Genomic DNA, 26,051 nt, shown 5'->3' with positions numbered 1-26,051 from the left:
AAACTTATAATCAAAAATTTACTAAATTTTAGCTCAAATATTTAAAAACTAAAGCTGACTAGGCGTATCAAAAAGGTTTAAATTACAAAGCAAAATTAGCACTAAGCAAAAATATAGCCATTATTTTTTGCATTTTTATTTTGCTATAATAGCCCAAAAATTTAATAGGAAAAGATATGATCCCATTTAGCGATGAAGAACTTTTAAAACCAGTTAGTGCGAGTTTGCAAAAGGTATTACCAATGCTTGAAAATGATGGCGGTGGCATGGAACTACTTGGCATAAAAAACGGCAAAATTTATGTAAGACTTACAGGGCATTGCCATGGATGTGCAGCTAGTACAACTACACTAAAATATGGACTCGAAAGACAACTTCGTATGGATATTCACCCAGAGCTTGAGGTCGTAAATATCCCGATTGGCGAGGAATTTGACATTGATAGATTATAAAAAAATAGGCATTAAACACTTCAAACGTTCTAAATTTAAAGAAGCGATCTTTTACTTCTCTCTAGCTTACGAAAAGACACAGGATAAAAATTTACTATTTTTGATACAAATTTGCTCCCTTGGCGAGAAAAATGCAGAGGAAGCAAAGCTTTTATTTGACTATTTTATGGATAAACTAAGAGCTGGCGAAGATGATGAAGGAATGGATGAAATTTTAAAAATTTTAGAATCAAGATTGGCTAGCGATGAGTATTTTGAAGAGCAAGACGCGATCAGCTACGAGGACTTTAAAAAGGCTGTTTATAAGGACGGGAGCTTCAAAAAGGTCTTTGAAAATATCATGTTCTCAACCAAGGTAATGATCTCAAACAAAGATGATTTTTTAGAATTTTTGGGAAATTTGATAAAAAATGACTTCATCGAAATGAGTATAAACTATCTTGAGAGTGCGGCGGTGATGTTTGGTGGCGATGAGCGCATAGATCAGCTTTTTAAAGAGATACAAAAAAGACAAAACGATGAAAATATCAGTAGAAAATAGCTTCATAACAGATGACTCAAACGAGTGCGAGCAGGGTGCATACTTTGTGCAAACTACTGCAAATGCAAAATTTGCAGAGGCAGCGGTAAAAAATGGCGCTAAGATAATCAGCCTTGAAGAGTGCAAGAAGCTTTTAAAAATCGATGAAAGCTTAAAGATAGTTGGCATCACGGGCACAAATGGCAAGACCACAACGGCTGCTGCTATCTATGAGACTTTGCGAAATTTAGGCAAAAAATGCGGCCTAAGTGGCACAAGAGGGGCATTTATAGAGGGCAAGCAGATAGATGACAAGGCGCTTACGACAAGTGCCATTTTAAGGACGCTTTCTTATCTCAAAGTAGCTAGTGAGCAGGGCTGCGAGTACTTCGTGATGGAGGTTAGCTCGCATGCGATCGCTCAAAAGCGCATAGAGAGCTTGAAATTTGCTCTAAAAATTTTTACAAATTTAACTCAAGACCACCTCGACTACCATAAGAGCATGGAGGAGTACGCTAGGGTAAAGTCGAGCTTTTTTGATGATGATTGCATGAAGCTTATAAATGCTGACGATAATGGCATTAAATTTAATCCAAAAAACGCTTATACGTATTCGCTTAAAAAGCCAGCCAGCTTTGCGCCGGTGGTTTATGGGCTAAAGGACGGCATAGACGCGGTTATCAAGACGCCAAATGGCGATGTGGAGATAGACTCAAGCTTGCAAGGCGAGTTTAATCTTTACAACCTAATTGCAGCCCTTGGCGCTGTTTGCTTGCTAGAGCGTCCAGACGCGACCGCGCTTTCAAAGGCGATAAGCAAATTTAAAGGGGTTAGTGGCAGAATGGAAGTGGTTAGCACCGATCCGCTAGTCATCGTGGATTTTGCTCATACGCCAGATGGTATCGAAAAGGTGCTAAACTCGCTTAGACATCTAAATTTGATCGCAGTCTTTGGTGCAGGCGGCGATAGAGATAGGACAAAGCGCCCAAAAATGGGAGCGATTGCCCAAAAATACGCAAGAATTTGTATCGTCACAAGCGACAATCCAAGAAGCGAAGAGCCAGAGAGCATAATCGATGAAATTTGCGCTGGTATGAGTCAAAATGAAAATTTGATACGAAACGCCAACCGCAAAGAGGCGATCGCACTGGCTATCAGCAAGCTAGAACCCGGCTGGGCGCTTGTCATACTTGGCAAAGGCGACGAGCCATATCAAGAGATAAAGGGCGTCAAGCACCCATTTAGCGACAAAGAAGTAGTAAAAGAGCTTTTAAAGAGGTAAAAATGAATATAGAAATTTTAGCTAGCAAGATCCACAGAGCCGTCGTAACAGACGCAAATTTAAACTATGTTGGCTCGATCAGCATCGGCGAGGAGCTGATAAAAGCTGCAAATTTGATAGAAAATCAAAAGGTTGAAATTTTAGACGTAAATAATGGCGAGAGATTTGCCACCTACGTGATAAAGGGCAAAAAGGGGGAAATTTGCCTAAACGGCGCAGCTGCTAGAAAAGTCTGCGTAGGAGACGTGGTCATCATCGTGGCATACGCTAGTATGAAATTTAAAAAGGCTAAGAAATTTAAGCCAACCATCGTGCATGTAAATAACAAAAACGAGATCATAAAGGAGTAGGCGATGTTTGAGGGATTTGACTTTTCAAAGATGGGGCAGATGCTTGAGGATGTGCAAAAGCAGGCCAAGCAGATGGAAGAAGAGAGCAAAAATAAAGAATTTGGCGCAAAAAGTGGCGGCGGACTGGTAAGCGTGAGAGCAAACGGCAGTGGCGAGATACTTGATATCAGTATAGATGATAGCTTGCTTGAAGATAAAGAGAGTATGCAAATTTTACTAATAAGCGCCGTAAATGACGTGTTAAAATCAGTTGAGGCTGACAAGAAAAATACCGCTTCAAGGATGCTTGGCGGCCTTGCTTCGATGGGGATAAAATGAGACTAAAATATAAATTTGCCCTTGCTTTTTTGCTATCAGCGCTTTGCCTAAACGCCGATCCTAGGCCTACGCAAGAGGACTTTAACGCCTGCTTTGAAAAGAACAAAAACTCAATCGTCTCGGTAAATAAACACTTTGGCGTGGCTATCACTAAAAATTTGATCGCAGTGCCAAAAAGTGACGGAGCTCCGCTTGGCGAATATGTCAAATTTGACCCATATTTGCAGCTTTTCTTAGTGCGCTCTAGCAAGGAGCTAAGCCCTGTTGTGATGGCTGATGAGACTAACGAGGAGCGTATCAAAAAGAGCACTTGGGTTGGCATCTTAAATGACTCAAACAACACCGTCATGGGTCACATCAAGTCTTTGGGACAAAATTTAGGCGACTTTGACACGCTAAGCTTCGAGTATAACGCGACTGGCGAGATAAACACGCCTTGTTGCAAGATGATAGGCATAGCTGTTGGAGCTGATAAATTTATACCAAATCGTTATTTGAAGCACTTTGTATCTTATGATGATGTATATTACGGCGATATCGGCGTAAAATTCTTGCAAAAAGAGGATAAATTTTTTGTAGGTCTTGTCGATCCTTTGGGCCGTGGCAAGATGATGATGGTAGATGATGAGCTTGTTAGTGTAAATGGTATCAAGCCAAAGAGCTTAAGAGAGCTAAATGAGATGGTATTTTTTGCTCCAAAGGGCGCAAAGCTTGACATCATCGTGAAGCGCGATAAACAAGAAATGCTCTTTCAAGTGCCAGTAAGTGGGGATGTGAAATTTAACCAAAGCCTTGATGTAGACGCCCCTTCGAGCCTTGATATACCAAATTTCAACATCATGCCAAAAGAGCCACAAACAATGCTTGATGATAAGGTTTTGGTGGATTATGGTATCACGGTGGATAAAAATTTAGTCGTTACCAAGGTCGAGCCAAAGTCAAATGCAGAAATTTTTGGCATCAAGACCGGCGATAAAATTTTGGGTTTTGATAAACAAAGCGTGAGTAGCCGTGAAGAGCTTTTAGAGAAGCTTGGTGAGTTAAAAAATTTTACGCTTCTATTTACTAGAAATGACTTTCAGTTTTTTGCAAGAGTACCAAAATGAGCCTACTTGAGGACTTCGTAAAATTTCTAAATGCAAATTTGCCAAAGGCGCCTAGCTTTCACCCCTACTACGAGGAGGCGCTTGGGGTGATGCTAAAGGCTGGAGGCAAGCACTTTAGGGCGCTTTTGCTTCTTGGCGTGGTAGAAAATGTCGATAAAAGCCTCACGCAAAAGGCTATGAGAGTGGCTTTGGGGCTTGAGATGATGCATACATACTCGCTCATCCACGATGATCTGCCTTCAATGGATAATGCAAGCCTAAGACGCGGCACGCCAACACTTCACGTCACATACGACGAAACGACTGCTATACTTGCAGGAGATGCGCTAAATACTCATGCTTTTTATGAAATTTCACGTGCCGAGCTAAGCGCTGAAACGCGTATAAAATGCGTGGAAATTTTAAGCCAAAATGCTGGCGTTAGCGGCATGGTGCTAGGTCAGGCGCTGGATTGTTTTTTTGAAAATACAGACAAAGAGGATATCAAAAGGGCAAAGGCTAAATTTGGCCTATCTGGCAAGATGCTAAGCCTTGATGAGCTAGTCTTTTTACACATCCACAAAACCGCAAAGCTCATCGCTGCTAGCCTAAAAATGGGCGCTGTGATAGTAAATTTAGACGAAATAGAGTGTGAGAAAATTTATGATATCGGCCTAAAGCTCGGCCTTGCTTTTCAGATACAAGATGACATCATCGATCTTACAAGTGACGAGGCGGCCGCTGGAAAGCCTGTGCATAACGACTTAGCTAAAAACTCATTTACAAATTTACTTGGTCTATCTGGCGCAAAAAAGAAAAAAGATGAGCTAATTTGCGAGATAGAAGAGACACTAAAACAGATAGATGCAAACATTGCAAAGATGATTTTAGAGCTTACGGATAAACACCTTAGATAAAAGCTAGAAATTTCTAGCTTTTTTACTACTAAAAATTTAAAAAATTTATATCACTATTTAGACATTTTGGACAAAAATGCAAGGCAAGTTTTAATCACTTTTTTGTATAATCTGACGTAATAAAAGGAGATCATATGCTAAAAAAACAAGCCGATACTATAAGATTTTTGTGCGCTGACATGGTGCAAAACGCTAACAGCGGACACCCAGGCGCACCTATGGGCCTAGCTGATATCATGGTGGTTTTAAGCAACTTTTTAAAACACAATCCAAAAAATCCAAAATGGCTAAATAGAGATAGGCTCGTTTTTAGCGGTGGTCACGCATCAAGTCTGGTTTACAGCTTTTTGCACTTAAGTGGCTACGATCTAAGCCTTGATGAGCTTAAAAATTTTCGCCAACTTGGCTCAAATACTCCAGGTCACCCAGAAATTCACACTCCAGGCGTTGAGGTTGCTACTGGCCCGCTTGGTCAAGGCGTAGCAAATGCAGTCGGCCTAGCCATGGCAGAAAAATACGCTGCAAACGTGCTAAACGAGCCAGATAATAAAATAATCGATCATAAAATTTACTGCCTTTGCGGCGACGGCGACCTAGAAGAGGGTATAAGCTATGAGGCATGTTCGGTAGCCGGAAATTTAAGACTGGACAACCTTGTGCTCATCTACGACTCAAACAACATTACGATCGAGGGCGACACAGCGATCGCATTTAGTGAGGATGTAAAAGCGAGGTTTGAGGCACAGGGCTGGGAGGTCGCTCGTATCGATGGACACGACTACGATCAGATCGAATTTGCACTTGAGCAAGCAAACGAGAAAGAGTCGCCATATCTCATCATTGCAAACACACGCATAGCACGTGGTGCAATGGAGCTTGAGGGCAGCCACCATAGCCACGGCGCCCCACTTGGCGAAGAGATCATCAAAAAGGCAAAGGCTGCAGCTGGTTTTGATCCTGAGAAGAAATTTGCCATTGATGAGGACGTGCTTTTAAGGTTTAGAGGCGCGGTAGAAAAGGGCGATCTTGAAGAGGCTATGTGGAATAAAAAGGTTGAGGCGCTAAGCATTGAAGGTAAAAATTTACTAAACTCACTTCTTAATCCAGACTTTAGCAAGATCGAATTTCCAGACTTTAGCGACAAAAAGCTAGCCACAAGAGATACAAACCATGTCATTTTAAATGAGATAGCAAAAAAACTTCCTGGCTTTATCGGTGGCAGCGCAGATCTTGCTCCATCAAATAAGACCGAGCTAAAGGGCATGGGAGATTTTCCAAATGGTAAAAATATCCACTACGGCATCAGAGAGCATGCCATGGCAGCTATCAACAACGGTATCGCTAGATACGGCCTTTTCTTGCCATTTTCAGCAACATTTTTTATTTTCAGCGACTATTTAAAGCCAAGTGCAAGGATAGCAGCGCTCATGGGCATCAAACACTTTTTTGTCTTCACGCACGATAGTATCGGCGTTGGCGAAGATGGTCCGACACACCAACCTATCGAGCAGCTTAGCACATTTAGAGCGATGCCAAATTTCTACACTTTCCGTCCAGCTGATGGTAACGAAAACGCAGCTAGCTGGCAAGCGGCTCTAAATTTAAACGCTCCAAGCGCATTTGTACTTAGCCGTCAAGGACTTGACCCACTTGCAAAAGGCGAATTTGGTGAGGTTAGCAACGGCGCATATCTGCTAAGCTCGTCAAAAGAAGCAAAGATAACATTTATAGCAAGCGGTAGCGAGGTCTCACTCTGTGTAAAAGCAGCCGCACTTCTAGCTGAGCAAGGCATCGGCGCAAATATCGTATCAGCGCCTTGTTTTGACCTACTTTGTGAGCAGCCAGCTGAGTATGTGGCTAAAATTTTAGATAAAAATACAACCATCATCGCAGTTGAAGCTGCAACTGGCTTTGAGTGGTATAAATTTGCCGACGCAGTTTATGGCATGAACAGCTTTGGCGCTAGTGGCAAGGCTAACGAGCTATTTGATCACTTTGGATTTACTCCGCAAAAGCTTGCAAATTTTGCTAGCGAACTTATATAAATTTAATCTTGGGGAGTAAAATCCCCAACTGCAATCTAAAATCAAAAAAGGTATTTTATGGAAATTTCTCACGTTATTGTTTTGGCCTTGGTGCAAGGCATAAGCGAATTTTTGCCGATATCTAGCTCGGCTCATCTTATCTTGGTGCCAAAGCTACTTGGCTGGCCAGATCAAGGTCTTGCCTTTGACGTGGCAGTGCACGTTGGTACGCTAAGTGCGATACTTTTTTATTTTAAAGATACGATTTTTAAGCTACTTCGTGACTTTTTTGCCTCGATCGCACAACGAAAGATGGTAGGCGATAGCTTGCTTGTCTGGTGCGTGGGATTTGCTACCATTCCAGTTGGGATCTTTGGACTTTTATTTAACAATATTATCGAAGAATACGCAAGAAGTGGCGTTGTGATCGCTATTACTACGATCGTCTTTGGCATAGCACTTTACTTTGCTGATCTTCGCTCATCAAACAAAAGCGAATATGAAATGACCATAAAATTTGCACTTATTATTGGCCTTGCTCAAGCTGTGGCGCTCATCCCTGGCGTCTCAAGATCAGGTGTAACGATGACGGCAGCCTTATTTTTAGGTTTTAGCCACAAGGGAAGTGCGAATTTCTCATTTTTGATGTCGATCCCAGTCATCATCCTAGCCGGTGGACTTGAGAGCATCAAGCTCATAAAAGACCCAAATGCGCTTCCTTGGAGCGATATCGCCCTTGGAGTCATCATAAGTGCAGTTAGTGCTTATCTCTGCGTTAAGCTATTTATGGGGATCATCTCAAGGATTAGAATGCTTCCTTTTGTCATCTACCGCTTGATTTTAGGAGCATTTTTGCTTTATCTATTTTTATGATTTTAAAGCTTTAAAAAGTAAAGGCCAAGTGTGGAAAAATTTTCACACTTGGCAAGAATATATAACTCGAGTATCTTTCAGGAAAAATTTCAAGATAAGCTTGGTAATTTAATCCTCTTTTTTATCTTTTTTAATAACATTTAGCAGATCTTTTGCAGCTTGATAAGCCCTATCTCCAAATTTCTTAGCTTCTGATTTGATGTCAATTTGTTTGATGTCTTCAAATTTTTCATTGGCTTTTTTCTCAAGATTAGCGATCTCTTGTTTGATCTCTTCGATTTTATCGTTTGTATCAAAATTTAGCTTTAGCTTTTTACTCTTGTCATTTAGCTCTTGTTTTAGGGCTTCAAATTTATTATTTGCCTCGCTCATAAGCTTTGCCATGCCATTTGACTTTAACTCTTCTATCCTTGAAATAATCTGCTCTCTTGCTTGATCGCTAATGCGTTTAAATTTAGCTAGGTTTGTATCTAGCTCGCTATTTATCACATTTTCGATCTCATTTCTTGCTACACCTTCAAATTCCTTTTCAAGTTCCCTAAGCAAGGTTATAAATTCTTCATCAATATTTTTTAAGTTTAGTAGTTGTGAGTTTAGCCTAAGCTCATCTGGAGCAAATTTAGCCTCATCTTTAAGTTTTTCTATAGCCCTTAAAATACCATCTCTTGTGCCACTTATCGCTCCACTTATCAGCTCTTTTGCAAAGATATGACCCTCATCTGCTAAATTTGCCGCTGCTATGATGATGTTTTTTGAAATTTCAAGTATCCGCTCTTTGCTAAACTCTCCTCCAATTATCGCAACATAGGTCATATTTTTAGCTATCGCACCAGCTGTTTCTTCGACATCTTTTGCACCTTCAAGAGTTGTTAAAAATGCGATTTGAGCGCTCTCTTTTAAGATACCAAGAAGTCTTGTTTCTCTAATGATCGCATTATTTAAAAGCTCTAAAATTTCCTCTTTTTCACTAAAATTTCTATCTTTTACGACCTCTTCAGCTGCTTCAAATGAAATTTTGAGCCTATTTTTTATCTCTTCACGTTTTGCTTCTATTGCACGATTTAGCTCATCTTTTTTATCAAGTAGCTCGTAAAGTGCCTTTTCTTCAGCACCGACAATGGCTTGATTTATCCCTTCCATGGCACTTTTTAGATTTTTTGCATTTATGAGATCTTCTTTGTTCATTTTGTCATAAAGTTCGTTCATTTTAGCCTTTAAAATTTCTGGCAAAGCATTTATATCTTTGTTTGCAGCATCTTGAAAGAAGTTATTGCAAAGAGCTTTTATGCTTATTAACAAGCCATCACTGCTTTTATAATCATGTAAATTTTGTTCTAAATTATTCATATCTTTTACCTTATAAAACGTATTTTGCTTCGTGTTTTAGTGCAGAAAATATCTCTAGCCTCTCTTCTTCGCTCAAAACTAGTACGGCTAAGTCATAGCTTGCATACTTTTTATCTTTGCTAAATTTTGAAAAGACTAGCTTAAATTCTCTATCTTTTACTATCTCTTTTACCTTTTCTTCTACATTGACATCTGCATCAAATATTATTTTGTATTCCCAATGCGTTGGGTAATCAATTTTTGCTTTTTTGTTATTTAGATCGCATATACTCGCCACTTTTTCCTCCTGTTTTACTCTCTAACACGATATTACTTATTTCCATGCTTTTATCTATAGCTTTTACCATATCATAAATGGTCAAAAGCCCCACGCTAACGCCAGTTAATGCTTCCATCTCAACGCCTGTTTTACCCTCTATTTTTACGCTCACATAGAGCTTAAAAGCACAAATTTCAGGCAGCTCCTCGATATCACAATCCACACCTAAAATAGCTAGTGGATGGCACATCGGGATTAGTTCGCTTGTCTTTTTTGCTCCCATTATCGCAGCAACGACAGCCGTTTGGATAACTGGACCTTTTTTACCAGTATTTTCTTTGATCGTTCTAAAGGCCTCTTTGCTCATCTTGATGATCCCGCTAGCAGTTGCTACTCTTTTTGTTGGATCTTTTGGGCTCACATCAACCATTTTTGGACGATCTTTCTCATCTAAATGCGTTAGCATTATCTCTCCTTTTTTGGCGGATTATAGCCTATTTAAACAAATTTAAATTACCAATAGGTTTAAGCTAAAAATATAACAAATACATAAAATCTAGCTTTTTACTTAAATACTAAAGAGAATTCTCATTCCTTAATATAATTATTTAATTTAAATAATTTTCTTAAGAAATAATTCAAATTTAAATTTTTGTGCAAATTAGTACTAAAAATAAGCGATTCAATAAATAATAAATTTTATTAAAACTATATTAGTATTGATTAAATCATAATGTCTATATAATGTAAATAATAAAATTTAAAAAAATTTATTGATATTTTTCTTTAAAAGCTTAAAAAAATAAATTAATCGCTAATTTGCTTTTAAGAGTTAAGTATGTATAGTTTTTTTGCTTATTAAATTTATGATGAAAGTGCCTTGGATTATGAGATTTCTGCTTTGTATAAGTTTGTTTTTGATAACAGCTTTTGCCCAGCAATTAGGCTGCTTTATTAATGAAAGCAACCAAAGCATCGTCTTTATAAAAGATGGACAGATTAAAAATTTGGATCTAAAAGAGACGATTTATAAAAATCAAGAGTGCGGAAATGATGGAGAATCCTTTTATATCGCAAATTTAAATAATGAGATTATTGAGGTAACAAATGAGAAAAATTTCTTATTTGCTATGCCAAATGTTGGCTGTAAAATTTCACAAATTGTGGCAATTAAAAATAAAATTTACGTAGCTTGCGATATGGCAAATGAAGTCAGCATAGGCGTTTTTGATAAAAATCTAAATAAACTTTTAACTAAAAATTATAAAGATGTTTATAAAATTTCAAGCCTTTTGCCAATTGATGATGAACTATTTTTTACAAGCTTTAACGGCAAAGCATTTTTGCTTGATAAAGAGCTTAATTTAAAAGAGAAAAAGCGTGTCGGCTTTGCTCCGCTTAGCGCCTGTAAATTTAAGGGGAATGATATTTTACTTGGCTTTAGAGATGGAGAAATTTTAGATTTTAAAAGTGGAATTAAAAAGCAAGTTTTAAAATCTAAAATTTCAGCTCTTGCGTGTATGGAGGATGAAATTTTTATAGGTGATGGGGATGGAGTAGTTTATAAATTTGACAAAGATCTTAAACTAAAAGGACAAAAGATTCTTTTTAGCAATGAGATAAAAAGAATTTTTATAGATAAAGGCGTCTTAAATGGCGTAAATTTAGACAATGAGATAAAGAGTTTAGAGATAAATTCATTTTAAAAAGGAGAGTAAATGCAAAAGTTATTTTGTGTCGCAAGTGCTGCGTTGCTTGGGCTATCTTTAACGACTGCTTGTGCTGCTAGTAGTGACCTTGAAAAAGTCATGAAAGAGCGTGGGCTAAGCGAAAAAGATGTCCTTGCAGCTGCTAAAACTTATCAGCCTAGCGGTAAAAAAGATGATTTCATCGTCTTTTCATCTGGCGGGCAAAGCGGTCAAGTGCTAGTTTATGGCGTTCCGTCGATGAGAATTTATAAATACATCGGTGTTTTCACACCAGAGCCTTGGCAAGGATATGGCTATGACAATGAGTCAAAAGCTGTTTTGAAACAAGGCAACATCAGGGGCAAAGAGATAACATGGGGCGATACACACCACCCAAATTTCACTGAGAAAAATGGTGAGTATGTTGGTGATTATTTATTTATCAACGATAAAGCTAATCCAAGAATCGCAGTTATAAATTTGCATGACTTTGAGACAACTCAAATCGTTGTAAACCCTATCATGAAGAGTGAGCACGGCGGTAGCTTCATCACTCCAAATAGCGAGTATGTTATCGAAGCTAGCCAATATGCAGCCCCACTTGATAACAACTACCACTCAATAGACGACTATGAAGCAGTCTATAGAGGCGCTGTAACTTTTTGGAAATTTGACTATCCAAAAGGCAAGATCGATGAGAAAGAGTCATTTTCTCTTGAGCTTCCACCATACTGGCAAGATTTAAGTGATGCTGGTAAAGGCGAGAGCTACGGCTGGGGCTTTACAAACTCAATAAATACTGAGATGTATACTGGCGGTATCGAAAAAGGCCTTCCTCCATTTGAAGCAGGTGCAAGTAGAAATGACACTGACTTCTTACACGTTTATAACTGGAAAATTTTAGAAAAACTTGTTCAAGACAAGAAAAACTACAAAGTTATAAATGGTCACAAGGTAGTTACAATAGACGCTGCTGTAAAAGCAGGTGCATTATTTTTGATCCCAGAGTCAAAGAGCCCACATGGTTGTGACGTAACTCCAGATGGTAGATACATCATTATTGGCGGAAAGCTTGATACTCACGCTTCAGTTTATGACTTTAGAAAGATCAAAGAGCTAATTGATAAAAAAGAGTATGCTGGCACTGACCCATACGGAATTCCTATCTTAGATAGAGAAAAATCAATGCACGGACAAGTAGAACTTGGCCTTGGACCACTGCACACATCATTTGACTCACAAGATGGCGTACTTTATACTTCACTTTACGTTGATAGTCAAATCGTAAAATGGGACTATAAAAATTTAAAAGTGCTTGATAAGATAAATGTTCACTACAATATCGGCCACCTTGATACAATGGAAGGCAAATCAGCAAAACCAGTTGGCAAATATGCAATCGCGCTTGATAAACTTTCAATCGATCGCTTTAGCCCAGTTGGCCCACTTCATCCACAAAATCACCAGCTAATAGACATCACTGGTGCAAAAATGGATCTAATCTATGATATGCCAATACCACTTGGCGAGCCACACGATGTTGTTTCAATAGCTGCTAGCAAACTAAGCCCAGCGCTTACTTACAACATGGGTACAAACTCAAGAACAGGCGAGGCTAGCCCATATGCAACTCTAGCTGGTCAAGAAAGAGTTGAGAGAAATGGCAAAAATGTAACTGTCTATGCGACAATGATCAGAAGCCATATCAACCCAGAGCATATTGAGGTAAATAAAGGTGATAATGTAACTATCCACCTAACAAACCTAGAACGCGCTCAAGATGAGACTCACGGCTTTGGCATCGACCTTTACAATATTCACGCTTCACTAGAGCCTGGCAAAACCGCTTCAGTAAATTTCGTAGCTGATATGGAAGGTGTCTTCCCATACTACTGCACCGAGTTTTGCTCAGCACTTCACCTAGAGATGATGGGTTATTTACTTGTTAAAGATCCAAATAAAAAATATGAATCTGCAAAAAATAACAAGCTAAAAACTCTAAGCCCAGAAGCTTTAAAAGCCGAATACGACAAAGTAATCGCAACTAATAAGGCAACTGACGATGTTATCCAAGAGGTTGTTAAGTACCTAAAAGAGAAACATTATGAGAAATATCCAAAAGTAAAAGCTTTAGTTGATGACGCACTTGATCAATACGGCCACATCAAAGAGGTAAAAGCTAAAGCTGACGAAGCTTACAAAAAAGGCGACGTAAACGGCGCTATCCTTTGGGAGTACCAAGTATGGCAATACATGGTTAAAACAGCTGACGTTGGCTTAAGAGCTAAAAATAACCTAGCTAAAGAGATCGCAACTCCGATGAGTCCAGCTGCTGCAAAAGGTGAAGAGGCTTATCTAAAAGGCGGATGTAATGGTTGCCACGTTATCGGTCAAGTAAGCTCAGGCCCAGACCTAACAGGTGTTTTACTAAGACATGAAAATGGTGAAAAATGGGTGGCAGAATTTATCAAAGATCCTGCTAAGTTCTATAATGATGACTATATTAAATCAATGATTGATTACTTTAACCTTAGAATGCCAAATCAGCACATGAGTGATGAAGAGATCAAAAATATCATCGAATACCTAAAATGGGTAGATGAAAACGCTGGTATGTAGTTTTTAAAGGGGCGTTTTGCCCCTTTTTAAATTTTAAAATTTTATTTTTAGCAGATGAAATTTTAAAATTTAAAGGAGAGATCATGAGTAAATATAAAATTTATACCATTGTTGCACTTGTCTTAATGACTGTTTGTTTTACTTTGCCTGTTCTTGGTTGGCACGGAGCAAAAGAGCGTATAGCTGATGGTGATGAACTACCATCTTATACTTACGGTATATATAATCTTTATAGCTCATTTCAGTATAAAAATCATCTTTTATCAAAAGATGTAGCAAGCGATCTTCATAAGATGATCGAGCAAAAAGCAGAGATAGGCACACCATCTTTTCCTATCTGGTACGTCTCTCTTGAAGCTCCAAATTATCCAAAATCAGCCTTTCCTGATGGAATTCCTGTATATTTTCACGTAGATGGATATAGTGGCGATGTGCATGAGATGAATACGATAAATCACTACATCGGTATGTATCCTATGGAGCATGGTGGAAATTTAGAGCGAGCGATAGCACCTTATTATTTGCTTATTTCAACGCTTTGTATGCTTGCATTTTTGTATTACAACGGCAAATTTAACTCACTTCTTATGGTTCCAACCATTATCGCGCCTGTGCTATTTATGAGCGCATTTGCAGGATGGCTTTACTGGTATGGACACAATATGCAAGAGTGGGGTGCATTTAAGATTAAACCATTTATGCCAACAGTTTTAGGCGATGGTAGCGTCGCGCAATTTACAACGCACTCTTATCCAAGTATCGGATTTTGGGTTATGATCGCTATGAGCGTATTTTGCATACTTGCAGTATTTTCAAAGAAAAAAGAGCTAAATGCGTAAAATTTTTATTTTTGCCCTTGCTTTCTTGCCTATTTTTAGCTCCGCAAATATCCTTCAAGATGCAATAAATAACGCTAGCCCTGGCGATGTTATAAAGCTAGGGGACGGCATCTATGAAGGAAGCATAACTATAAATAAGCCTCTTAGTATCGTTGGTGAGGGCAAAAACGCTCATATAAAAGGAAATGGTAAAGGCACAGTTGTAAAGATTATTGCCTCAAATGTTACGCTTAGAAATTTAAAGATAAGTGGTAGCGGAAATGACCTTGGTGAGTTAGATGCTGGCATTGGCTGTGATAAAGCAAATAATGTCTTGGTTACGCAAAATGACTTGAGTGATGTGCTTTTTGGGATTGATTTTAAAGAGTGCAGTAGCTCAAAAATCACTGAAAATAACATCACTTCTAAAAAAGGGGCCAGTCTTGGTTTTAGAGGTGATGCTGTTAGACTCTGGTATAGTCATGAAAATTTAATAGAAGGCAATTATATTTATGATAGCCGCGATATGGTTGCATGGTATGCAAGTCACAATAAATTTTTAAAAAATAAAGCGATTCGCGGTAGATACTCACTTCACTTTATGTATGCAAATCAAAATTTAGTCGAAAACAATGATTTTATCGGCAATGCAGTCGGAATGTTTTTTATGTATTCGGCTGGCTCAAATATAAAAAATAATCTTGTTATGGATAGTGATGGCGCTTTTGGTATCGGCATTGGTCTAAAAGATGTTTCAAATTTTACTATCGAAAATAACACACTTATCTATAATGCAAGAGGAATCTTGCTTGATAACTCGCCGTTTCAGCCAGGCTCAACGATAAATTTCTTAGGCAATAAAATTTTACATAACGTCGTTGGCGTATATTTTCACGCCACTCAGGGGACAAGTATCTTTGAAAATAATGATTTTATAGGCAATATGGATATCGTTGCGAACGACACTCCAGGCGATAAAATGGCATTAAATCGGTGGAGTAAAAATTATTATGATGAGTATGAGAGCTTTGATAGAGATAAAGATGGCTATGGCGATACGCCGTTTATGCATCTATCGTATGCCGATCAGCTTTGGCAGTATTATCCGAATTTGCAGTTTTTCTATGGCTCAAGTGTCTTTAGTATCTTAAATTTTTTAGCCAAACTCGCACCATTTTCTGAGCCAGTAAAGCTACTTGAAGATAGTACGCCAAGGATAAAACCACTTGATGCTTCAAATTTTAACGCATTAAGGGCAAAACGTGGATAGAAGAAAATTTATAATTTTAGGCTCAGTCGCAGCTGCCGCAGGATATGGCATAGGTAAAATTTTGCCAAAAAGTAGCGGCGATAAACTCTATCTTAGACCGCCAGGTGCGGTTGATGACTTTGATGATCTTTGTGTCAAATGCGGTCAGTGTGTGCAGGTATGCCCTTATCACAGTATAAGTTTGCTTGATATAAAAGATGGATATTCAAATGGTACAGCATACATTGATCCTAAAAAGAGAGGTTGCTATTTATGTGATCTTTTCCCATGTGTACTCGCCTGTCCAAGTGGTGCGTTAGATCATGCTACAAAAGTTGTTGATGATGTGAAAATGGGCGTTGCTGTCTTGAGTAATGCAAATGCCTGTATGTGCCTAAAAAGAGAAAAACTAAGCGAAGATAGCGTTGAAGATTTACTTGTCCGCAAAGTTTATAACGATAGAGAAGAGGCAGAAAAAGATAAGATAAAAGGCAAAATCGGTCAAATTTGTGACCTTTGTGTCAGCATTTGCCCAGTTGGCGATAGTGCAATAGTAATGAGCGAAGCAAATTTACCACTCATAAAGCATGGCTGCGTTGGGTGTGGGGTGTGTGCTGAGGTTTGCCCTGTAAAAATTATAAATATTGCCCCGAAAATGAGTTATGATGAAATTTATAAGGAGAAAGAATGAGATTAATAATGTCTTTAGTGGCTGCTGCTTTGCTATTTGTCGGCTGTGAAAAGAGCGATGACAAAGCGCAAAAAGCAGCTAGCGAGCAACCAATAAATGTAGCCACGAGTGCTAGCATAAAGGTTGAAAAAAAAGAAAATAATCAAAGTACAAATAAACAAAATGATTTCATAAAATACGATATGCACGGCGAAAAGAGCGTAAAATTTGGACTTGAAGATAATAATGTAAGCCGCCAAATCGGTGCTTTAGCAATGGTAAGAACCCCTCTTCAAACTATAAATTTAAGACTTATAAAGGGTAGACTTAGCAAAAATTTCATTACAAAATGCTCAGCTTGTCACGATGATTACGCAAATGGCATCATCGGGCCATCACTTTTAACAAAAAGTGAAAATGAAATTTATACAATGATAAATGCTTATAAAAATAAAGAAAAAGTCAATGTTTTAATGCGAGACCTTGTTAAAAAAATGGATGATAGTGAAATCAGAAATTTAGCTAAAGAAATCAGTGATTTTAATACACAATTTAGGAGCAAATAATGAAAGTAGGAAAGATTATAACCATTATTTTAGCGGTAGCAATTTGCGGTATCATGGTGTTTATGTTAAGCCAGACTCCGCCTAAAAAGGAAAAAGTAGCAACTAATGCTCAGCCAAAAGTAGAGCAAAATTTTACAAAAGAGCAGCCAAAGTCTAGTGAAGAATTTGCTAGCGAAGATGAGCTAAAAAAGGTAAAAGAGCTAAGTCTAAGTGTGGCTAAAGTGCACAATGAAGGCGTTAGCAAGCAGTATCTAACAACTTGTGCTCCGTGTCATGGTGCAAATGCAAAAGGTATCGTTGCTCCTGATATAACGCATCTAAGTAAGGATGAATTACTTAAAAAGCTAGCTGATTATAAAGCTGGTAAGGTGCAAAACTCACTTATGAAGGGGCTACTTACAAATGTTAGTGATAGCGAGCTTGAAAGCCTTGCAGATGAAATTTCTAAATTTAAAAAGTAAAAATGGACAAATATAACACTCGTGCGACGGTTAGAAATGTAAGCTTTCTAAGCACGTTAATCACAACTACAAAAGATGGCAAGAAACGTCCTAGTATACGATTTTGGCGCATTTTTAGCATTATTCTAGTCCATCTTTTATTTGTGCTTTCATATAGAGTTGATATACAAATTTTAGAAGGCGACATCAGTGCCTCAAGGATATTTGGTTTTCACTTGGCAGATGCTTTTATGAGCCTGCAAGTCTTTTTGGCGACACATGAAATCCATGTAAATTTAATAATTGGCTCACTTAGTATCTTGGCCTTTTATATCATTTTTGGCGGTAGAGGCTTTTGTTCTTGGATCTGCCCATATTCATTAATAAGCGAAATAGCTGAGAAGATCCATGAAAATTTACGCGCCAAAAAGATAGTAAAACCACGAGTTTTTGACACAAAGTGGCGATATGTTTTTACCATTTTATTTTTAACCCTTAGCTTTGCTAGTGCAAGCCTTACATTTGAAATTTTTAATGTTGTTGGGATTTTTTCAAGATTTATTATCTATGGCTATTTTCATGCTATTTGGTTCGTTGTGGCTATGCTTATGGTTGAAATTTTCTTCTCACGTAGAGCTTGGTGCAGATATGTCTGTCCTATTGGAGCTACTTACTCGGTGCTAGCTAAACCAAATGCCATAAAAGTTAGCTGGGATAAAGAAAGGTGCGATCACTGCTTAGTTTGCACTGATGTTTGTCTAGTGCCTCACGTACTTTTTATGACAAAAAAGGGAGCAAAGCTTGATGAGAGCAAAAATATCTTTAGGATAGCTGGTGCTGATTGCACGCTTTGTGGTAGGTGTATTGATGTGTGTCATCAAGATGCACTGAAATTTGACAACGGCTTTAAAAAACTAATATAAGGAAAATTTTTGATAGATATAAAAGAAGTAACTAAAATTTTTGGCTCGCAAAGGATACTTGACAATGTTAGCCTAAACGTAAAATCTGGTGAAAAAATAGCAATACTTGGACAAAATGGAGCTGGCAAAAGCTCGCTCATGCGTATCATTTTAGGAGAATTTATCCCAAATAGTGGAAGTATCGCGATAAATGGCGTAAATACTCTAAAAGATAGAAAAGGGGCTTTGAAATTTATCTCATTTGTGCCACAAACCCCACCACCGCTTAAATTTAATCTACGTGAGCTTTGTGAGTTTGTTTGCAAAAGCTCAAATGTAAAATTTGAAGAGATTGAGAAATTTAGCAAGCTTTTAGAGCTTGATTTGCATGCAAATTTAAATAAGCCATTTTATAAGCTCTCTGGCGGCATGAAACAAAAGATGCTAATAGCCATCGCATTTGCTAAGGATAGTGAAATTTTGATGTTTGATGAGCCAACGGCAAATCTTGACGTGAAAGCAAGGCTTTCTTTTAAAAATTTACTTGATAACTTCACGCAAAACAAAACACTTGTTTTTATTTCACACCGTATCGATGAGATAGCAAATTTATTAGATAGATGCGTCTATATGGATCTTGGCAAGATCATCAAAGAAGAAAATTTAAGGAGCAAGAGTGAATAATCTTTTTTTAATAGCAAAGCTTGATGTAAAAGAGTCTTTTCGCTCAAGATGGTTTGTGATATATGCTGCGCTTTTTTCTGCTTTGATGATAGGATTTTTATTTAGCGGAGTGACTGACTCACGTGTGCTTGGCTTTTCTGGGCTTACTAGAGCACTGCTTTTGTTTATTCAAATTTGCGTCATCATTGTGCCTATTTTTATTCTCATCTCAACCGTAAGAAGTATAAATCAAGATAGAGATACAAATTTGCTTGAATACATCCTTAGCTTCCCGCTAAGCCTTAGAGAGTATTACTTTGGCAAGGCACTGGGCCGTACATTTGTTGTTTTTGTGCCACTTTTGTTTGCTCTTTTGCTTTGCGTGGTGGTTGGCTTTATCAAGGGCGTGTCGATACCTTGGGGCGTGCTGGTGCTTTACTTTGGACTACTTTTTAGCTTAAGTATCATTTTTTTATCTCTTGGATTTTTTATCTCAAGCGTGATTAAAAATCAAGAGACAGGCCAAGGTGTGGCGTTTTTACTTTGGCTTATAATGCTTGCATTTATTGATCTAGCATTAATTGGACTTCTTATGAGAAGTTCAGTCGATGAGTACGTTATTTACGCTATTGCTATACTAAATCCGATAGAACTTTTCAGGATAGCAGCGCTTAGTCTTTTTGATCCAAATTTAGCGGTTATCGGTACTGCATCTTATTTTATTTTAAGCACCTTTCCAAAGGCGACATTTGTAGCTTACGCGATTATTTATCCGCTCTTACTAGGCATTATTTTGCTAGTTTGTGGCTATTTTGCCTTTAGCAAAAAAGATTTGGTTTGAGATTGTTTTTTGTTAAAGAAAAGTTGGTTTTAAATTTAGACGAAACTTGTATTATTCCACTTGTCCAACAAGAAACCTCCTTTTTGTAATAGCTCCCTTTCCCCCAAAGGGAGCTAACTTCTTCCAAGGAAATTTATGAAAAAATCCATTTTATTTTTAGCATTTGCACTTCTATCTTTGAATGCAAACTGGGATATAAATATGCAAGAGTGCATTAATAAAAGCAACGTTAAAGCTTGCGAGAATTTTACAAAAAAGCTTTCAAGTGAGTGTGAAAATAAAGATAAAATTTCTTGCTTTATCTATGCAGATATGCTAGGACGCGGCCTTGGCGCAGAGAAAGATACGCAAAAATCTTTTGAGATATTTAAATCGCTCTGTGATGATGGCAGCAGTGAAGCTTGCTATGAGCTAGCGACAAAGTATCTGCAAGGAAATGGCACTGAGCAAAGCTTTGATCTTTCTGCAAACGCTCTTGATAAAGCTTGCAAGATGGGCAGCAAACGAGCTTGCAATGTATTAGAGCTTGTGCCTAAAAACTAGCTATTTTAATTTTGTACTTTCACTAATTAAAAGAAATTTATTAAATGCAGCTTCTTTAAAGTTAAATTTACTTTAGTATTACTTGGAATTTCTTTTTTATTAACTAAAAATTTTATTAAAATTTATGCTTAAATAATACTATTTCATCGTCCTAAATGGACCCTCCTTTTTGTAACTGATAAGTCTTTGCTTCCCCCTTTTCTGGCTTTTCGTATACACAAAGAGGAGTTGTTTATTCTTTTAAAAATCAAATCTATTTATTTTTTTTCAATTTACATTCTATAAAAATTTTTCTTTTTTGAAATCATAATTGATAATAGTTTTAAATATTATCAAAGTAAATTTTGTGTAAGATTGCGATCCATTATCAAAACCTACCATCAAAAGGCTTTAAAACAAAGTTAAATTTCTAAATCAAAAAAATTTTTATAAAGTTCACGCTTATTTATCTCTTTTATTTTTCATTCCACTTGCAGTAGTTTGTTTTAGTGGTGCGATCCTCGTTTATAAAGATGAGCTAAACAGTCTTCTTGCTCCAAATGTCGTAAATGTAAATTTAAACAAAGAAAATTTAAGCAAAAGGATCAGCTTTGATGAGCTAAGAGAGATCATCGCAAGCGAGCTTGGCGGCTATGAGATGGTCGGCATCAACATCGATGCAAACCTTAAAAAATGCGACAAAATTTGGTTAATCGAGCACAATGATAGTCAAAAAGAGTGGAAATTTATCTATTTTGACGCTTTTAGCGGTAAGATAAAGAGCGAGCCCCTCGCACATGATGAGGGATTTTTTGGAGTTTTAACCGAGCTTCATGAGTCGCTATTTCTAGGAAAGAGCGGTCACGTTATCCTTACTTTAACCGCTATTTTTACATTTTTTATCTGCATAAGTGGTTTCGTGATTTATAGAAAATTTTGGCTGACACTACTTAGGCTTCGTGTAAATAGGCTAAATATTTTTATGAGCGACATTCATAAAATGATAGGAATTTTTTCTACGCCTATTTTACTACTCATTTGCATAAGTGGGGCTTGGTGGGAATTTCAGATGGCACGCACGCCAGAGTTTAAAAATGACTTCGTAATAGACACAAAAATTTATAACAAAAGTTTATCCCTTGATGAGATGGTGGCCAGCTCGAAAAAAGAGATCAAAGGTTTCGAGCCACACTTCATCTCGCTACCTTTCATGCAAGGGGCAAACATCCGCATCTTTGGCTACGTGATATGGCAAAGTTTAGTGCATAACGAATACTCAAGCGTGATCACCTACGACAAAGATAGCGGTAAGCTAGTTAGTGTCCTAGACATAAAAAATGCAAATTTAAGCGAGAAAATCCTCTCGACCTTTAGAAGATCGCACTTTGGAAACTACAACCAAACTACAAAATTTATCTGGTTCATAGTGGGCATCTCGCCGTTAGTTTTGAGCATCTCAGGGCTTTATCTGTGGTTTAGAAAATTTAAAAGGAGAAAAAATGAAAAAAATTTTATTTAGCTTAGTTGCTTTAAATTTGGCGTTGCCTCAAATTTATGCTAGTGAAAATGAGAAGGTTTTAGAAGCGGTAGATGTCGTGGAAAGCGAGCGAAGAGACGACGCAAACTACTTTGCAAAAGAGCTTGTAAAAAGCACAACTAGGCTAAATTTAACCTCTCGTCAAACGCCCCAGTCGCTAACAGTGCTAACAGAGGCTAGACTAAAAGATCAAGGCATCAAAGACTATCAGGTGCTTCTTAGAAATGTACCTGGCGTCACGCTAAACAAATGGGACGAGCGCGTATATCCGACGGCTCGTGGCTTTGCGATAGATTATTACTTGCTTGATTCAATGCCTAGCTTTGGTGGCTTTAGTCTTGGCGCAAATGATATGAGCTTGCTACCTTATGAAAGAGTTGAGGTGGTAAAAGGGGCAAATGGCCTGCTTGCAGGTGCTGGCAACCCAGCTGCAAGCTTAAATTTCATAAGAAAAAGGGCAGACTCAAAGGAGCTAAAAGGGAATTTTGGTGTAAGTGCTGGCTCATACGATAGATACGGCGTAAATGGTGATGTGCAAACGCCTGTAAATGAGAGCGGAAGCGTCAGAGCGAGGCTATCTTTTACGCATGAGAAGTCGCACTCTTATATGGATTATTACAACCGAAAAAATAGCGCAATTTATGGCGTCGTAGATAGCGACATAGGTGATAGCTCATGGCTTAGTCTTGGTGCGTTTTATCAAGAGCTAAGACGCCACGGGGTTAGATGGGGCGGCATGCCAGCTTTTTACGCAGATGGTTCTAGGACAAATTTTAGTAAAAATGAAATTTTCTCTCAGCCTTGGACGAGGTGGGATATAAAAACACTTGATTTTTATGCTGATTTTAGGCACTACTTTGAAAATGAAGCGAGCTTAAATTTAAGTTACTCATTTAGACGGGCAAACACTGACTCAAATCTACTCTACTACGGCGGAGCGGTAAATTTAGACGGTACTGGCAATATGAGTGGTCTTAGCGTCTATGCAAACAAAAGAGAGGAGAATATCCACAACGTAGATGCATACGCAAATATCCCTTACGAGCTAGCAAATTTATCTCATGAGTTTGTCTTTGGCGCTATGTATAACAACTATAAAAAAAGTAGCGATAGGGTAAGTAGCTACTGGCTGCAAAAGAACACACCAGCTGGGCTTGCTTATACAGCTAGAAGCAGGATTGATTTTAAAAATTTACACCTTGATGATCCAAAGTTTCCTTACGAAGATCAAAACAACAAAGACAAAACGATACAAAAGGCATTTTATGCGGCAAATAAACTATCAATCACCGATGAGCTTAAATTCCTACTAGGTGCCAGAGTGAGCTACTACAAATACGAGATCGAGGGCGGCAAAGACAATAGAAATTTCACAAATGAGATCACACCATATCTTGGCGTAACTTACGACATCGGAGCAAACCACACTCTATATGCTAGCTACACGAGCATATTTAAACCTCAAACCGCAAAAGATGCAAATGACAAATATCTTGATCCTATCCAAGGCAAGGACTATGAAGTGGGCATCAAAGGCGAGTATCTTGACGGGGCGCTTCAAGCAAGTCTTGGTGTCTTTAAGATCGTACAAGACAAGCTTGGCATAAACACTGGCAGGAAAAATCCAGCGACAAATGCCGACATATTTGAAGCTGGCAAAGGCGTGACAAGCAAGGGTGTCGAGCTAGATATAAACGGCGATATTACTAAAAACTTAAGCCTAAGCTTTGGTGCAACGCACTTTAACGCAAAAGATGCTAATGGCGAGAAATACGCTACTGACTCATCAAGAAGCACGGCAAATTTATTTGCAAAGTATGAGATCAGAGACTTTAGGGTAGGGGCTGGAGCTATGTATAAGAGTAAAATTTACACTGGCGAAGGCGCAGATGAAATCACACAAAAAGGCTACACTTTAGCTAATTTGATGTTTGGATATAAATTTGCTAAAAACTTTGATGTACAGCTAAATATCGATAATCTCTTTAACAAAAAATACTACGAAGGCATCGGCAAAAACATGATGGTTTATGGCGATCCACGCACCTTTAATCTCAGCTTTAACTACAATTTTTAATCTAATTAAATCACCAGCTAAATAAGCTGGTGATAAATTTCAACTCCTAAAGTGTATAATTAGAAAAATATATTTTAGGATGAGTGTCATGTTTAAAGTAGAGGTTATTTATAAATTCTGTCTTGTTTTAGTTCTTATTTTAGGGCTTTGTATGCTCGCATTCTCTGGTGTAAATTTTGCACTTGGCGAATATAATGAGTACTTACTAAATGCCCATAAAATCGCAGGTTTTTTAATATTGCTTGCCGCAACACTTCATGTTATAAATCGCAGAAAAAAGCTAGTAAAGCTAATGAATGAAACAATGGATGTGCTAACACGCAGTAAAAATCCAAGCATTTGCAATATGGACCGAATCATCGCCTCACTAGAGCCATACAGCATAACTGAAATTTCGCAAATGTTGGGCTTTGACGAGGCTATTTTTTGCGAGACTTTACGCAAAAACGGCGTCAAATTTAGCGGCGCAGATCAAACCCTGCGCCAAATCGCTTCTTTAAACGACGAAAAGATATTTTTCGTGCTAGTTCTCATCATCGAGGCGAAATTTGGCAAGAGATTTTGTGGCGAACTAAAGTATAAACGTGGCGGAAAACTTAAAGATAAAAAAATGGTCGCATAGAGCTAGCTTAGCCTTTGCTAGCTTGCGCCATGCAGATGAAGCTATCTTTACTCCAGCGCCTAAACGCGCAGTCGTAGCAGCTCGTCTCGCCGCCGCAGCTCGTCTCCTCTTCGTCGCTATCTAGCTTAAATTTAGCGCAGTTTTGGGCTATTTGATGAGTTTTTTCGTAGTTAAATTTGCTGTATTTAAACTCATTTTTCTCATTGAAATTTTGCATCATCAAAATTCCCGAAGCTCTTTTATGTTTAAATTTCTAAACTTGCCATTTTTGTCTTTTCGCACAAGTAAAGTTGCCTTGTGATCCCAGAGTATAGGCTTTAAAGCCCCATCTAAATTTATCATCTCATCTTTTGCTAGTTCTTTAAAATTCTCGCCCAAAACCGCTTCGATAAATGGAAGCTCTATGAGCTTAACAACGCTTAGCTTTGGCTCATTTAGTTTAAATTTGCCCCTTATCTTGCCATCATCGCCGCTAAGCCTAAGCCCTATACCAGCGAGCGCGCAGGAGCTCATACAAAAGACGCGCTGGGGGCTTGGCGGCGAGCTAAGCGAAACGGAGGAGGCGCGGCTAGCGGAGTATTTTAACAGCGGCAAATACAAACCAAGGCAAGAATTTATGCACTGGGCGTTCGTAGCTGTCGATAAGGCAAATAGAATTTTATAGTTAAAATTTCTTCTAGAATGGAGCAAATTTGATGCTAGTTATATGCCTAACTATGACAAAAGTAAAAGATAATTGGCAAGATTTTAGTAAGTTTTAAAAAAGTAGTCTTTTGCTTAGTGCCAATGTTTTAAGCAATAAAAATAAAGGTCAAGAAGCTTTAGGTTGTAGATAGTTTTATGGCGGGCAGAGAGAGATTCGAACTCTCGGTGAGTTGCCCCACACACGCGTTCCAGGCGTGCTCCTTAAACCGCTCGGACATCTACCCATAAAAAGTGGAATTATATCTTTATTTGCTTAATGCTTGGCTTTTAGAGCTTTAGCCCCAAGATAACGATATCTTTATACTCGCCATCCATCAGGCAAACGCCAGTCAGTTCTCCCCATTTTTCAAAGCCAAATTTCAAAAACAGCCCAAGGCTTGCTTTGTTTTTGTTAAAGATTAGTGCGATGATGTTTTTTAAATTTAGCTCTCTAGCTTCATTTAGGCTGTGGGCTAAAAGCTGTTTGCCGATGCCCCATTTAAGAGCCTTTTTAGCGACATAGATGCTTATCTCTACGCTTATATCGTAAGCGATTTTAGGATTAAAGTCACTTAGTGAGCAGTAACCTAAAATTTCACCATTTTTTTATAGACAAAGATTAAGCGAGAGTTGTTGTGAGCTTTAAACCAAGGCTCTTGCTCTTTGTGCCGACTGGCTGCATATTAGCAGTCGTAATTTTTCTAAAATACACTAATTATAAATTTG

The 26,051-nt window shown here is 38.1% G+C and carries 29 protein-coding genes, 1 tRNA gene and 1 pseudogene; 24 read left to right on the top strand and 7 right to left on the bottom strand.

All coding sequences use genetic code 11. The annotated features are described in order from the left end of the window. The first annotated feature begins 176 nt into the window (after positions 1-176). The 9 genes from CVT05_RS03770 to CVT05_RS03730 all read left to right on the top strand — a co-directional run bounded on the left by CVT05_RS03770 (position 177) and on the right by CVT05_RS03730 (position 7,821). Complete coding sequence (locus tag CVT05_RS03770; protein WP_021091089.1) at positions 177-452, top strand: NifU family protein; 276 nt, start codon at positions 177-179, stop codon at positions 450-452. Beyond that, positions 439-993, top strand: coding sequence for a hypothetical protein (locus CVT05_RS03765; RefSeq protein WP_021091130.1), 555 nt, complete (start codon positions 439-441; stop codon positions 991-993). Before CVT05_RS03770 ends, CVT05_RS03765 begins: the two co-directional genes overlap by 14 nt. After that, positions 971-2,254 (top strand): UDP-N-acetylmuramoyl-L-alanyl-D-glutamate--2,6-diaminopimelate ligase, encoded by a 1,284-nt coding sequence (locus CVT05_RS03760; RefSeq protein WP_107697888.1) that lies wholly within the window; start codon positions 971-973, stop codon positions 2,252-2,254. The genes CVT05_RS03765 and CVT05_RS03760 overlap by 23 nt, the downstream gene beginning before the upstream one ends. Positions 2,255-2,256: 2 nt before the next feature. Beyond that, positions 2,257-2,604, top strand: coding sequence for an aspartate 1-decarboxylase (panD, locus tag CVT05_RS03755; RefSeq protein ID WP_002941539.1), 348 nt, complete (start codon positions 2,257-2,259; stop codon positions 2,602-2,604). A gap of 3 nt (positions 2,605-2,607) precedes the next feature. Continuing rightward, positions 2,608-2,922: a YbaB/EbfC family nucleoid-associated protein gene (locus CVT05_RS03750; protein WP_002941513.1), complete on the top strand. Its 315-nt coding sequence runs from the start codon at positions 2,608-2,610 to the stop codon at positions 2,920-2,922. Next, positions 2,919-4,028, top strand: coding sequence for a PDZ domain-containing protein (locus CVT05_RS03745; RefSeq protein ID WP_107697887.1), 1,110 nt, complete (start codon positions 2,919-2,921; stop codon positions 4,026-4,028). Before CVT05_RS03750 ends, CVT05_RS03745 begins: the two co-directional genes overlap by 4 nt. Beyond that, positions 4,025-4,924 carry a polyprenyl synthetase family protein gene (locus tag CVT05_RS03740; RefSeq protein ID WP_107697886.1) on the top strand — a complete coding sequence of 300 codons (900 nt, stop codon included), beginning with the start codon at positions 4,025-4,027 and terminating at the stop codon, positions 4,922-4,924. Before CVT05_RS03745 ends, CVT05_RS03740 begins: the two co-directional genes overlap by 4 nt. Positions 4,925-5,058: 134 nt before the next feature. Then, positions 5,059-6,969, top strand: coding sequence for a transketolase (gene tkt / locus CVT05_RS03735; protein ID WP_107697885.1), 1,911 nt, complete (start codon positions 5,059-5,061; stop codon positions 6,967-6,969). A 57-nt stretch (positions 6,970-7,026) separates the two neighbouring features. After that, entirely contained in the window at positions 7,027-7,821 is a 795-nt protein-coding gene (locus CVT05_RS03730) for an undecaprenyl-diphosphate phosphatase (protein WP_107697884.1), read from the top strand. Positions 7,822-7,929: 108 nt separating this feature from the next. On the opposite strand, the gene CVT05_RS03725 is transcribed toward CVT05_RS03730, so the two are convergent. From CVT05_RS03725 to moaC, 3 genes are read right to left on the bottom strand one after another with little or no spacing between them, the layout of a single operon-like run. Then, positions 7,930-9,168, bottom strand: a complete 1,239-nt coding sequence (locus CVT05_RS03725; RefSeq protein ID WP_021091078.1) for a hypothetical protein — start codon at positions 9,166-9,168, stop codon at positions 7,930-7,932. 10 nt (positions 9,169-9,178) lie between these two features. After that, positions 9,179-9,445 carry a DUF493 domain-containing protein gene (locus tag CVT05_RS03720; RefSeq protein WP_021091143.1) on the bottom strand — a complete coding sequence of 89 codons (267 nt, stop codon included), beginning with the start codon at positions 9,443-9,445 and terminating at the stop codon, positions 9,179-9,181. After that, a complete protein-coding gene (gene moaC, locus CVT05_RS03715; RefSeq protein ID WP_180998499.1) occupies positions 9,420-9,896 on the bottom strand; it encodes a cyclic pyranopterin monophosphate synthase MoaC in 477 nt (158 codons plus the stop codon). The genes CVT05_RS03720 and moaC overlap by 26 nt, the downstream gene beginning before the upstream one ends. Before the next feature lie 418 nt (positions 9,897-10,314). On the opposite strand from moaC, the gene CVT05_RS03710 reads away from it, so the two are divergent. The 14 genes and pseudogenes from CVT05_RS03710 (at position 10,315) to CVT05_RS03645 (ending at position 24,641) form a co-directional block, all read left to right on the top strand. Beyond that, positions 10,315-11,133, top strand: coding sequence for an ATP-dependent protease (locus tag CVT05_RS03710; RefSeq protein ID WP_107697883.1), 819 nt, complete (start codon positions 10,315-10,317; stop codon positions 11,131-11,133). 12 nt (positions 11,134-11,145) lie between these two features. Next, positions 11,146-13,734: a Sec-dependent nitrous-oxide reductase gene (gene nosZ, locus CVT05_RS03705; protein WP_107697882.1), complete on the top strand. Its 2,589-nt coding sequence runs from the start codon at positions 11,146-11,148 to the stop codon at positions 13,732-13,734. 83 nt (positions 13,735-13,817) lie between these two features. Beyond that, positions 13,818-14,573 carry a cytochrome C gene (locus tag CVT05_RS03700; RefSeq protein WP_072595072.1) on the top strand — a complete coding sequence of 252 codons (756 nt, stop codon included), beginning with the start codon at positions 13,818-13,820 and terminating at the stop codon, positions 14,571-14,573. Beyond that, positions 14,566-15,822: a nitrous oxide reductase family maturation protein NosD gene (locus tag CVT05_RS03695; protein WP_072595071.1), complete on the top strand. Its 1,257-nt coding sequence runs from the start codon at positions 14,566-14,568 to the stop codon at positions 15,820-15,822. Before CVT05_RS03700 ends, CVT05_RS03695 begins: the two co-directional genes overlap by 8 nt. Beyond that, the gene (locus CVT05_RS03690) at positions 15,815-16,492 is read left to right on the top strand and encodes a 4Fe-4S dicluster domain-containing protein (protein WP_084041224.1); all 678 of its coding nucleotides are present in this window, start codon (positions 15,815-15,817) and stop codon (positions 16,490-16,492) included. The genes CVT05_RS03695 and CVT05_RS03690 overlap by 8 nt, the downstream gene beginning before the upstream one ends. Next, positions 16,489-17,037 carry a c-type cytochrome gene (locus CVT05_RS03685; protein WP_084109872.1) on the top strand — a complete coding sequence of 183 codons (549 nt, stop codon included), beginning with the start codon at positions 16,489-16,491 and terminating at the stop codon, positions 17,035-17,037. The genes CVT05_RS03690 and CVT05_RS03685 overlap by 4 nt, the downstream gene beginning before the upstream one ends. Next, the gene (locus CVT05_RS03680; protein ID WP_072595068.1) at positions 17,037-17,498 is read left to right on the top strand and encodes a c-type cytochrome; all 462 of its coding nucleotides are present in this window, start codon (positions 17,037-17,039) and stop codon (positions 17,496-17,498) included. Before CVT05_RS03685 ends, CVT05_RS03680 begins: the two co-directional genes overlap by 1 nt. A 2-nt stretch (positions 17,499-17,500) precedes the next feature. After that, positions 17,501-18,400: a NapH/MauN family ferredoxin-type protein gene (locus CVT05_RS03675; protein ID WP_107697881.1), complete on the top strand. Its 900-nt coding sequence runs from the start codon at positions 17,501-17,503 to the stop codon at positions 18,398-18,400. A 9-nt stretch (positions 18,401-18,409) separates the two neighbouring features. Next, positions 18,410-19,063, top strand: coding sequence for an ABC transporter ATP-binding protein (locus CVT05_RS03670; protein WP_054197251.1), 654 nt, complete (start codon positions 18,410-18,412; stop codon positions 19,061-19,063). Next, entirely contained in the window at positions 19,056-19,883 is an 828-nt protein-coding gene (locus CVT05_RS03665) for an ABC transporter permease (RefSeq protein ID WP_103601062.1), read from the top strand. Before CVT05_RS03670 ends, CVT05_RS03665 begins: the two co-directional genes overlap by 8 nt. A 135-nt stretch (positions 19,884-20,018) precedes the next feature. Further along, positions 20,019-20,426: a tetratricopeptide repeat protein gene (locus CVT05_RS03660; protein ID WP_107697880.1), complete on the top strand. Its 408-nt coding sequence runs from the start codon at positions 20,019-20,021 to the stop codon at positions 20,424-20,426. A gap of 442 nt (positions 20,427-20,868) precedes the next feature. Continuing rightward, positions 20,869-21,924 (top strand): annotated as a pseudogene (locus CVT05_RS03655) (PepSY-associated TM helix domain-containing protein); the annotation flags it as partial. Then, positions 21,905-24,019 carry a TonB-dependent siderophore receptor gene (locus CVT05_RS03650; protein WP_107697878.1) on the top strand — a complete coding sequence of 705 codons (2,115 nt, stop codon included), beginning with the start codon at positions 21,905-21,907 and terminating at the stop codon, positions 24,017-24,019. The pseudogene CVT05_RS03655 and the gene CVT05_RS03650, both read left to right, overlap by 20 nt. 88 nt (positions 24,020-24,107) lie before the next feature. Next, positions 24,108-24,641: a chemotaxis protein gene (locus CVT05_RS03645; RefSeq protein ID WP_107697877.1), complete on the top strand. Its 534-nt coding sequence runs from the start codon at positions 24,108-24,110 to the stop codon at positions 24,639-24,641. Positions 24,642-24,648: 7 nt separating this feature from the next. On the opposite strand, the gene CVT05_RS03640 is transcribed toward CVT05_RS03645, so the two are convergent. After that, entirely contained in the window at positions 24,649-24,861 is a 213-nt protein-coding gene (locus tag CVT05_RS03640) for a molybdopterin biosynthesis protein MoeB (protein WP_107697876.1), read from the bottom strand. Then, complete coding sequence (locus tag CVT05_RS09255; protein ID WP_159071214.1) at positions 24,861-25,019, bottom strand: hypothetical protein; 159 nt, start codon at positions 25,017-25,019, stop codon at positions 24,861-24,863. The genes CVT05_RS03640 and CVT05_RS09255 overlap by 1 nt, the downstream gene beginning before the upstream one ends. Positions 25,020-25,044: 25 nt before the next feature. Here CVT05_RS09255 and CVT05_RS09465 point away from each other — a divergent pair, with 25 nt between their 5' ends. Beyond that, positions 25,045-25,305 carry a hypothetical protein gene (locus tag CVT05_RS09465; protein WP_234400538.1) on the top strand — a complete coding sequence of 87 codons (261 nt, stop codon included), beginning with the start codon at positions 25,045-25,047 and terminating at the stop codon, positions 25,303-25,305. Positions 25,306-25,482: 177 nt separating this feature from the next. Here CVT05_RS09465 and CVT05_RS03630 read toward each other — a convergent pair. Both CVT05_RS03630 and CVT05_RS09460 read right to left on the bottom strand, forming a co-directional pair. Beyond that, positions 25,483-25,570, bottom strand: a tRNA-Ser gene (locus CVT05_RS03630). A gap of 43 nt (positions 25,571-25,613) precedes the next feature. Beyond that, positions 25,614-25,919, bottom strand: a complete 306-nt coding sequence (locus CVT05_RS09460; protein WP_265094345.1) for a GNAT family N-acetyltransferase — start codon at positions 25,917-25,919, stop codon at positions 25,614-25,616. Between the last annotated feature and the right edge of the window lie 132 nt (positions 25,920-26,051).

Source organism: Campylobacter concisus (genome assembly GCF_003049705.1).
Lineage (GTDB): Bacteria > Campylobacterota > Campylobacteria > Campylobacterales > Campylobacteraceae > Campylobacter_A > Campylobacter_A concisus_AR.
Note: the sequence above shows the minus strand (reverse complement) of the source record. Positions and strands in the feature narration are given on the sequence as shown.

Excerpts from the sequence above, each read along its gene's own strand:
- CVT05_RS03725 (WP_021091078.1), bottom strand. The coding sequence starts at position 9,168 with ATGAATAATTTAGAACAAAATTTACATGATTATAAAAGCAGTGATGGC.
- CVT05_RS03645 (WP_107697877.1), top strand. The coding sequence starts at position 24,108 with ATGTTTAAAGTAGAGGTTATTTATAAATTCTGTCTTGTTTTAGTTCTT.
- CVT05_RS03640 (WP_107697876.1), bottom strand. The coding sequence starts at position 24,861 with ATGATGCAAAATTTCAATGAGAAAAATGAGTTTAAATACAGCAAATTT.
- CVT05_RS03710 (WP_107697883.1), top strand. The coding sequence starts at position 10,315 with ATGAGATTTCTGCTTTGTATAAGTTTGTTTTTGATAACAGCTTTTGCC.
- panD (WP_002941539.1), top strand. The coding sequence starts at position 2,257 with ATGAATATAGAAATTTTAGCTAGCAAGATCCACAGAGCCGTCGTAACA.
- nosZ (WP_107697882.1), top strand. The coding sequence starts at position 11,146 with ATGCAAAAGTTATTTTGTGTCGCAAGTGCTGCGTTGCTTGGGCTATCT.
- CVT05_RS03675 (WP_107697881.1), top strand. The coding sequence starts at position 17,501 with ATGGACAAATATAACACTCGTGCGACGGTTAGAAATGTAAGCTTTCTA.
- CVT05_RS03680 (WP_072595068.1), top strand. The coding sequence starts at position 17,037 with ATGAAAGTAGGAAAGATTATAACCATTATTTTAGCGGTAGCAATTTGC.
- CVT05_RS03695 (WP_072595071.1), top strand. The coding sequence starts at position 14,566 with ATGCGTAAAATTTTTATTTTTGCCCTTGCTTTCTTGCCTATTTTTAGC.
- CVT05_RS03740 (WP_107697886.1), top strand. The coding sequence starts at position 4,025 with ATGAGCCTACTTGAGGACTTCGTAAAATTTCTAAATGCAAATTTGCCA.
- CVT05_RS03685 (WP_084109872.1), top strand. The coding sequence starts at position 16,489 with ATGAGATTAATAATGTCTTTAGTGGCTGCTGCTTTGCTATTTGTCGGC.
- CVT05_RS03650 (WP_107697878.1), top strand. The coding sequence starts at position 21,905 with ATGAAAAAAATTTTATTTAGCTTAGTTGCTTTAAATTTGGCGTTGCCT.
- CVT05_RS09465 (WP_234400538.1), top strand. The coding sequence starts at position 25,045 with ATGAGCTTAACAACGCTTAGCTTTGGCTCATTTAGTTTAAATTTGCCC.
- CVT05_RS03750 (WP_002941513.1), top strand. The coding sequence starts at position 2,608 with ATGTTTGAGGGATTTGACTTTTCAAAGATGGGGCAGATGCTTGAGGAT.
- CVT05_RS03660 (WP_107697880.1), top strand. The coding sequence starts at position 20,019 with ATGAAAAAATCCATTTTATTTTTAGCATTTGCACTTCTATCTTTGAAT.
- CVT05_RS03760 (WP_107697888.1), top strand. The coding sequence starts at position 971 with ATGAAAATATCAGTAGAAAATAGCTTCATAACAGATGACTCAAACGAG.
- tkt (WP_107697885.1), top strand. The coding sequence starts at position 5,059 with ATGCTAAAAAAACAAGCCGATACTATAAGATTTTTGTGCGCTGACATG.
- CVT05_RS03745 (WP_107697887.1), top strand. The coding sequence starts at position 2,919 with ATGAGACTAAAATATAAATTTGCCCTTGCTTTTTTGCTATCAGCGCTT.
- CVT05_RS03700 (WP_072595072.1), top strand. The coding sequence starts at position 13,818 with ATGAGTAAATATAAAATTTATACCATTGTTGCACTTGTCTTAATGACT.
- CVT05_RS03770 (WP_021091089.1), top strand. The coding sequence starts at position 177 with ATGATCCCATTTAGCGATGAAGAACTTTTAAAACCAGTTAGTGCGAGT.
- CVT05_RS03730 (WP_107697884.1), top strand. The coding sequence starts at position 7,027 with ATGGAAATTTCTCACGTTATTGTTTTGGCCTTGGTGCAAGGCATAAGC.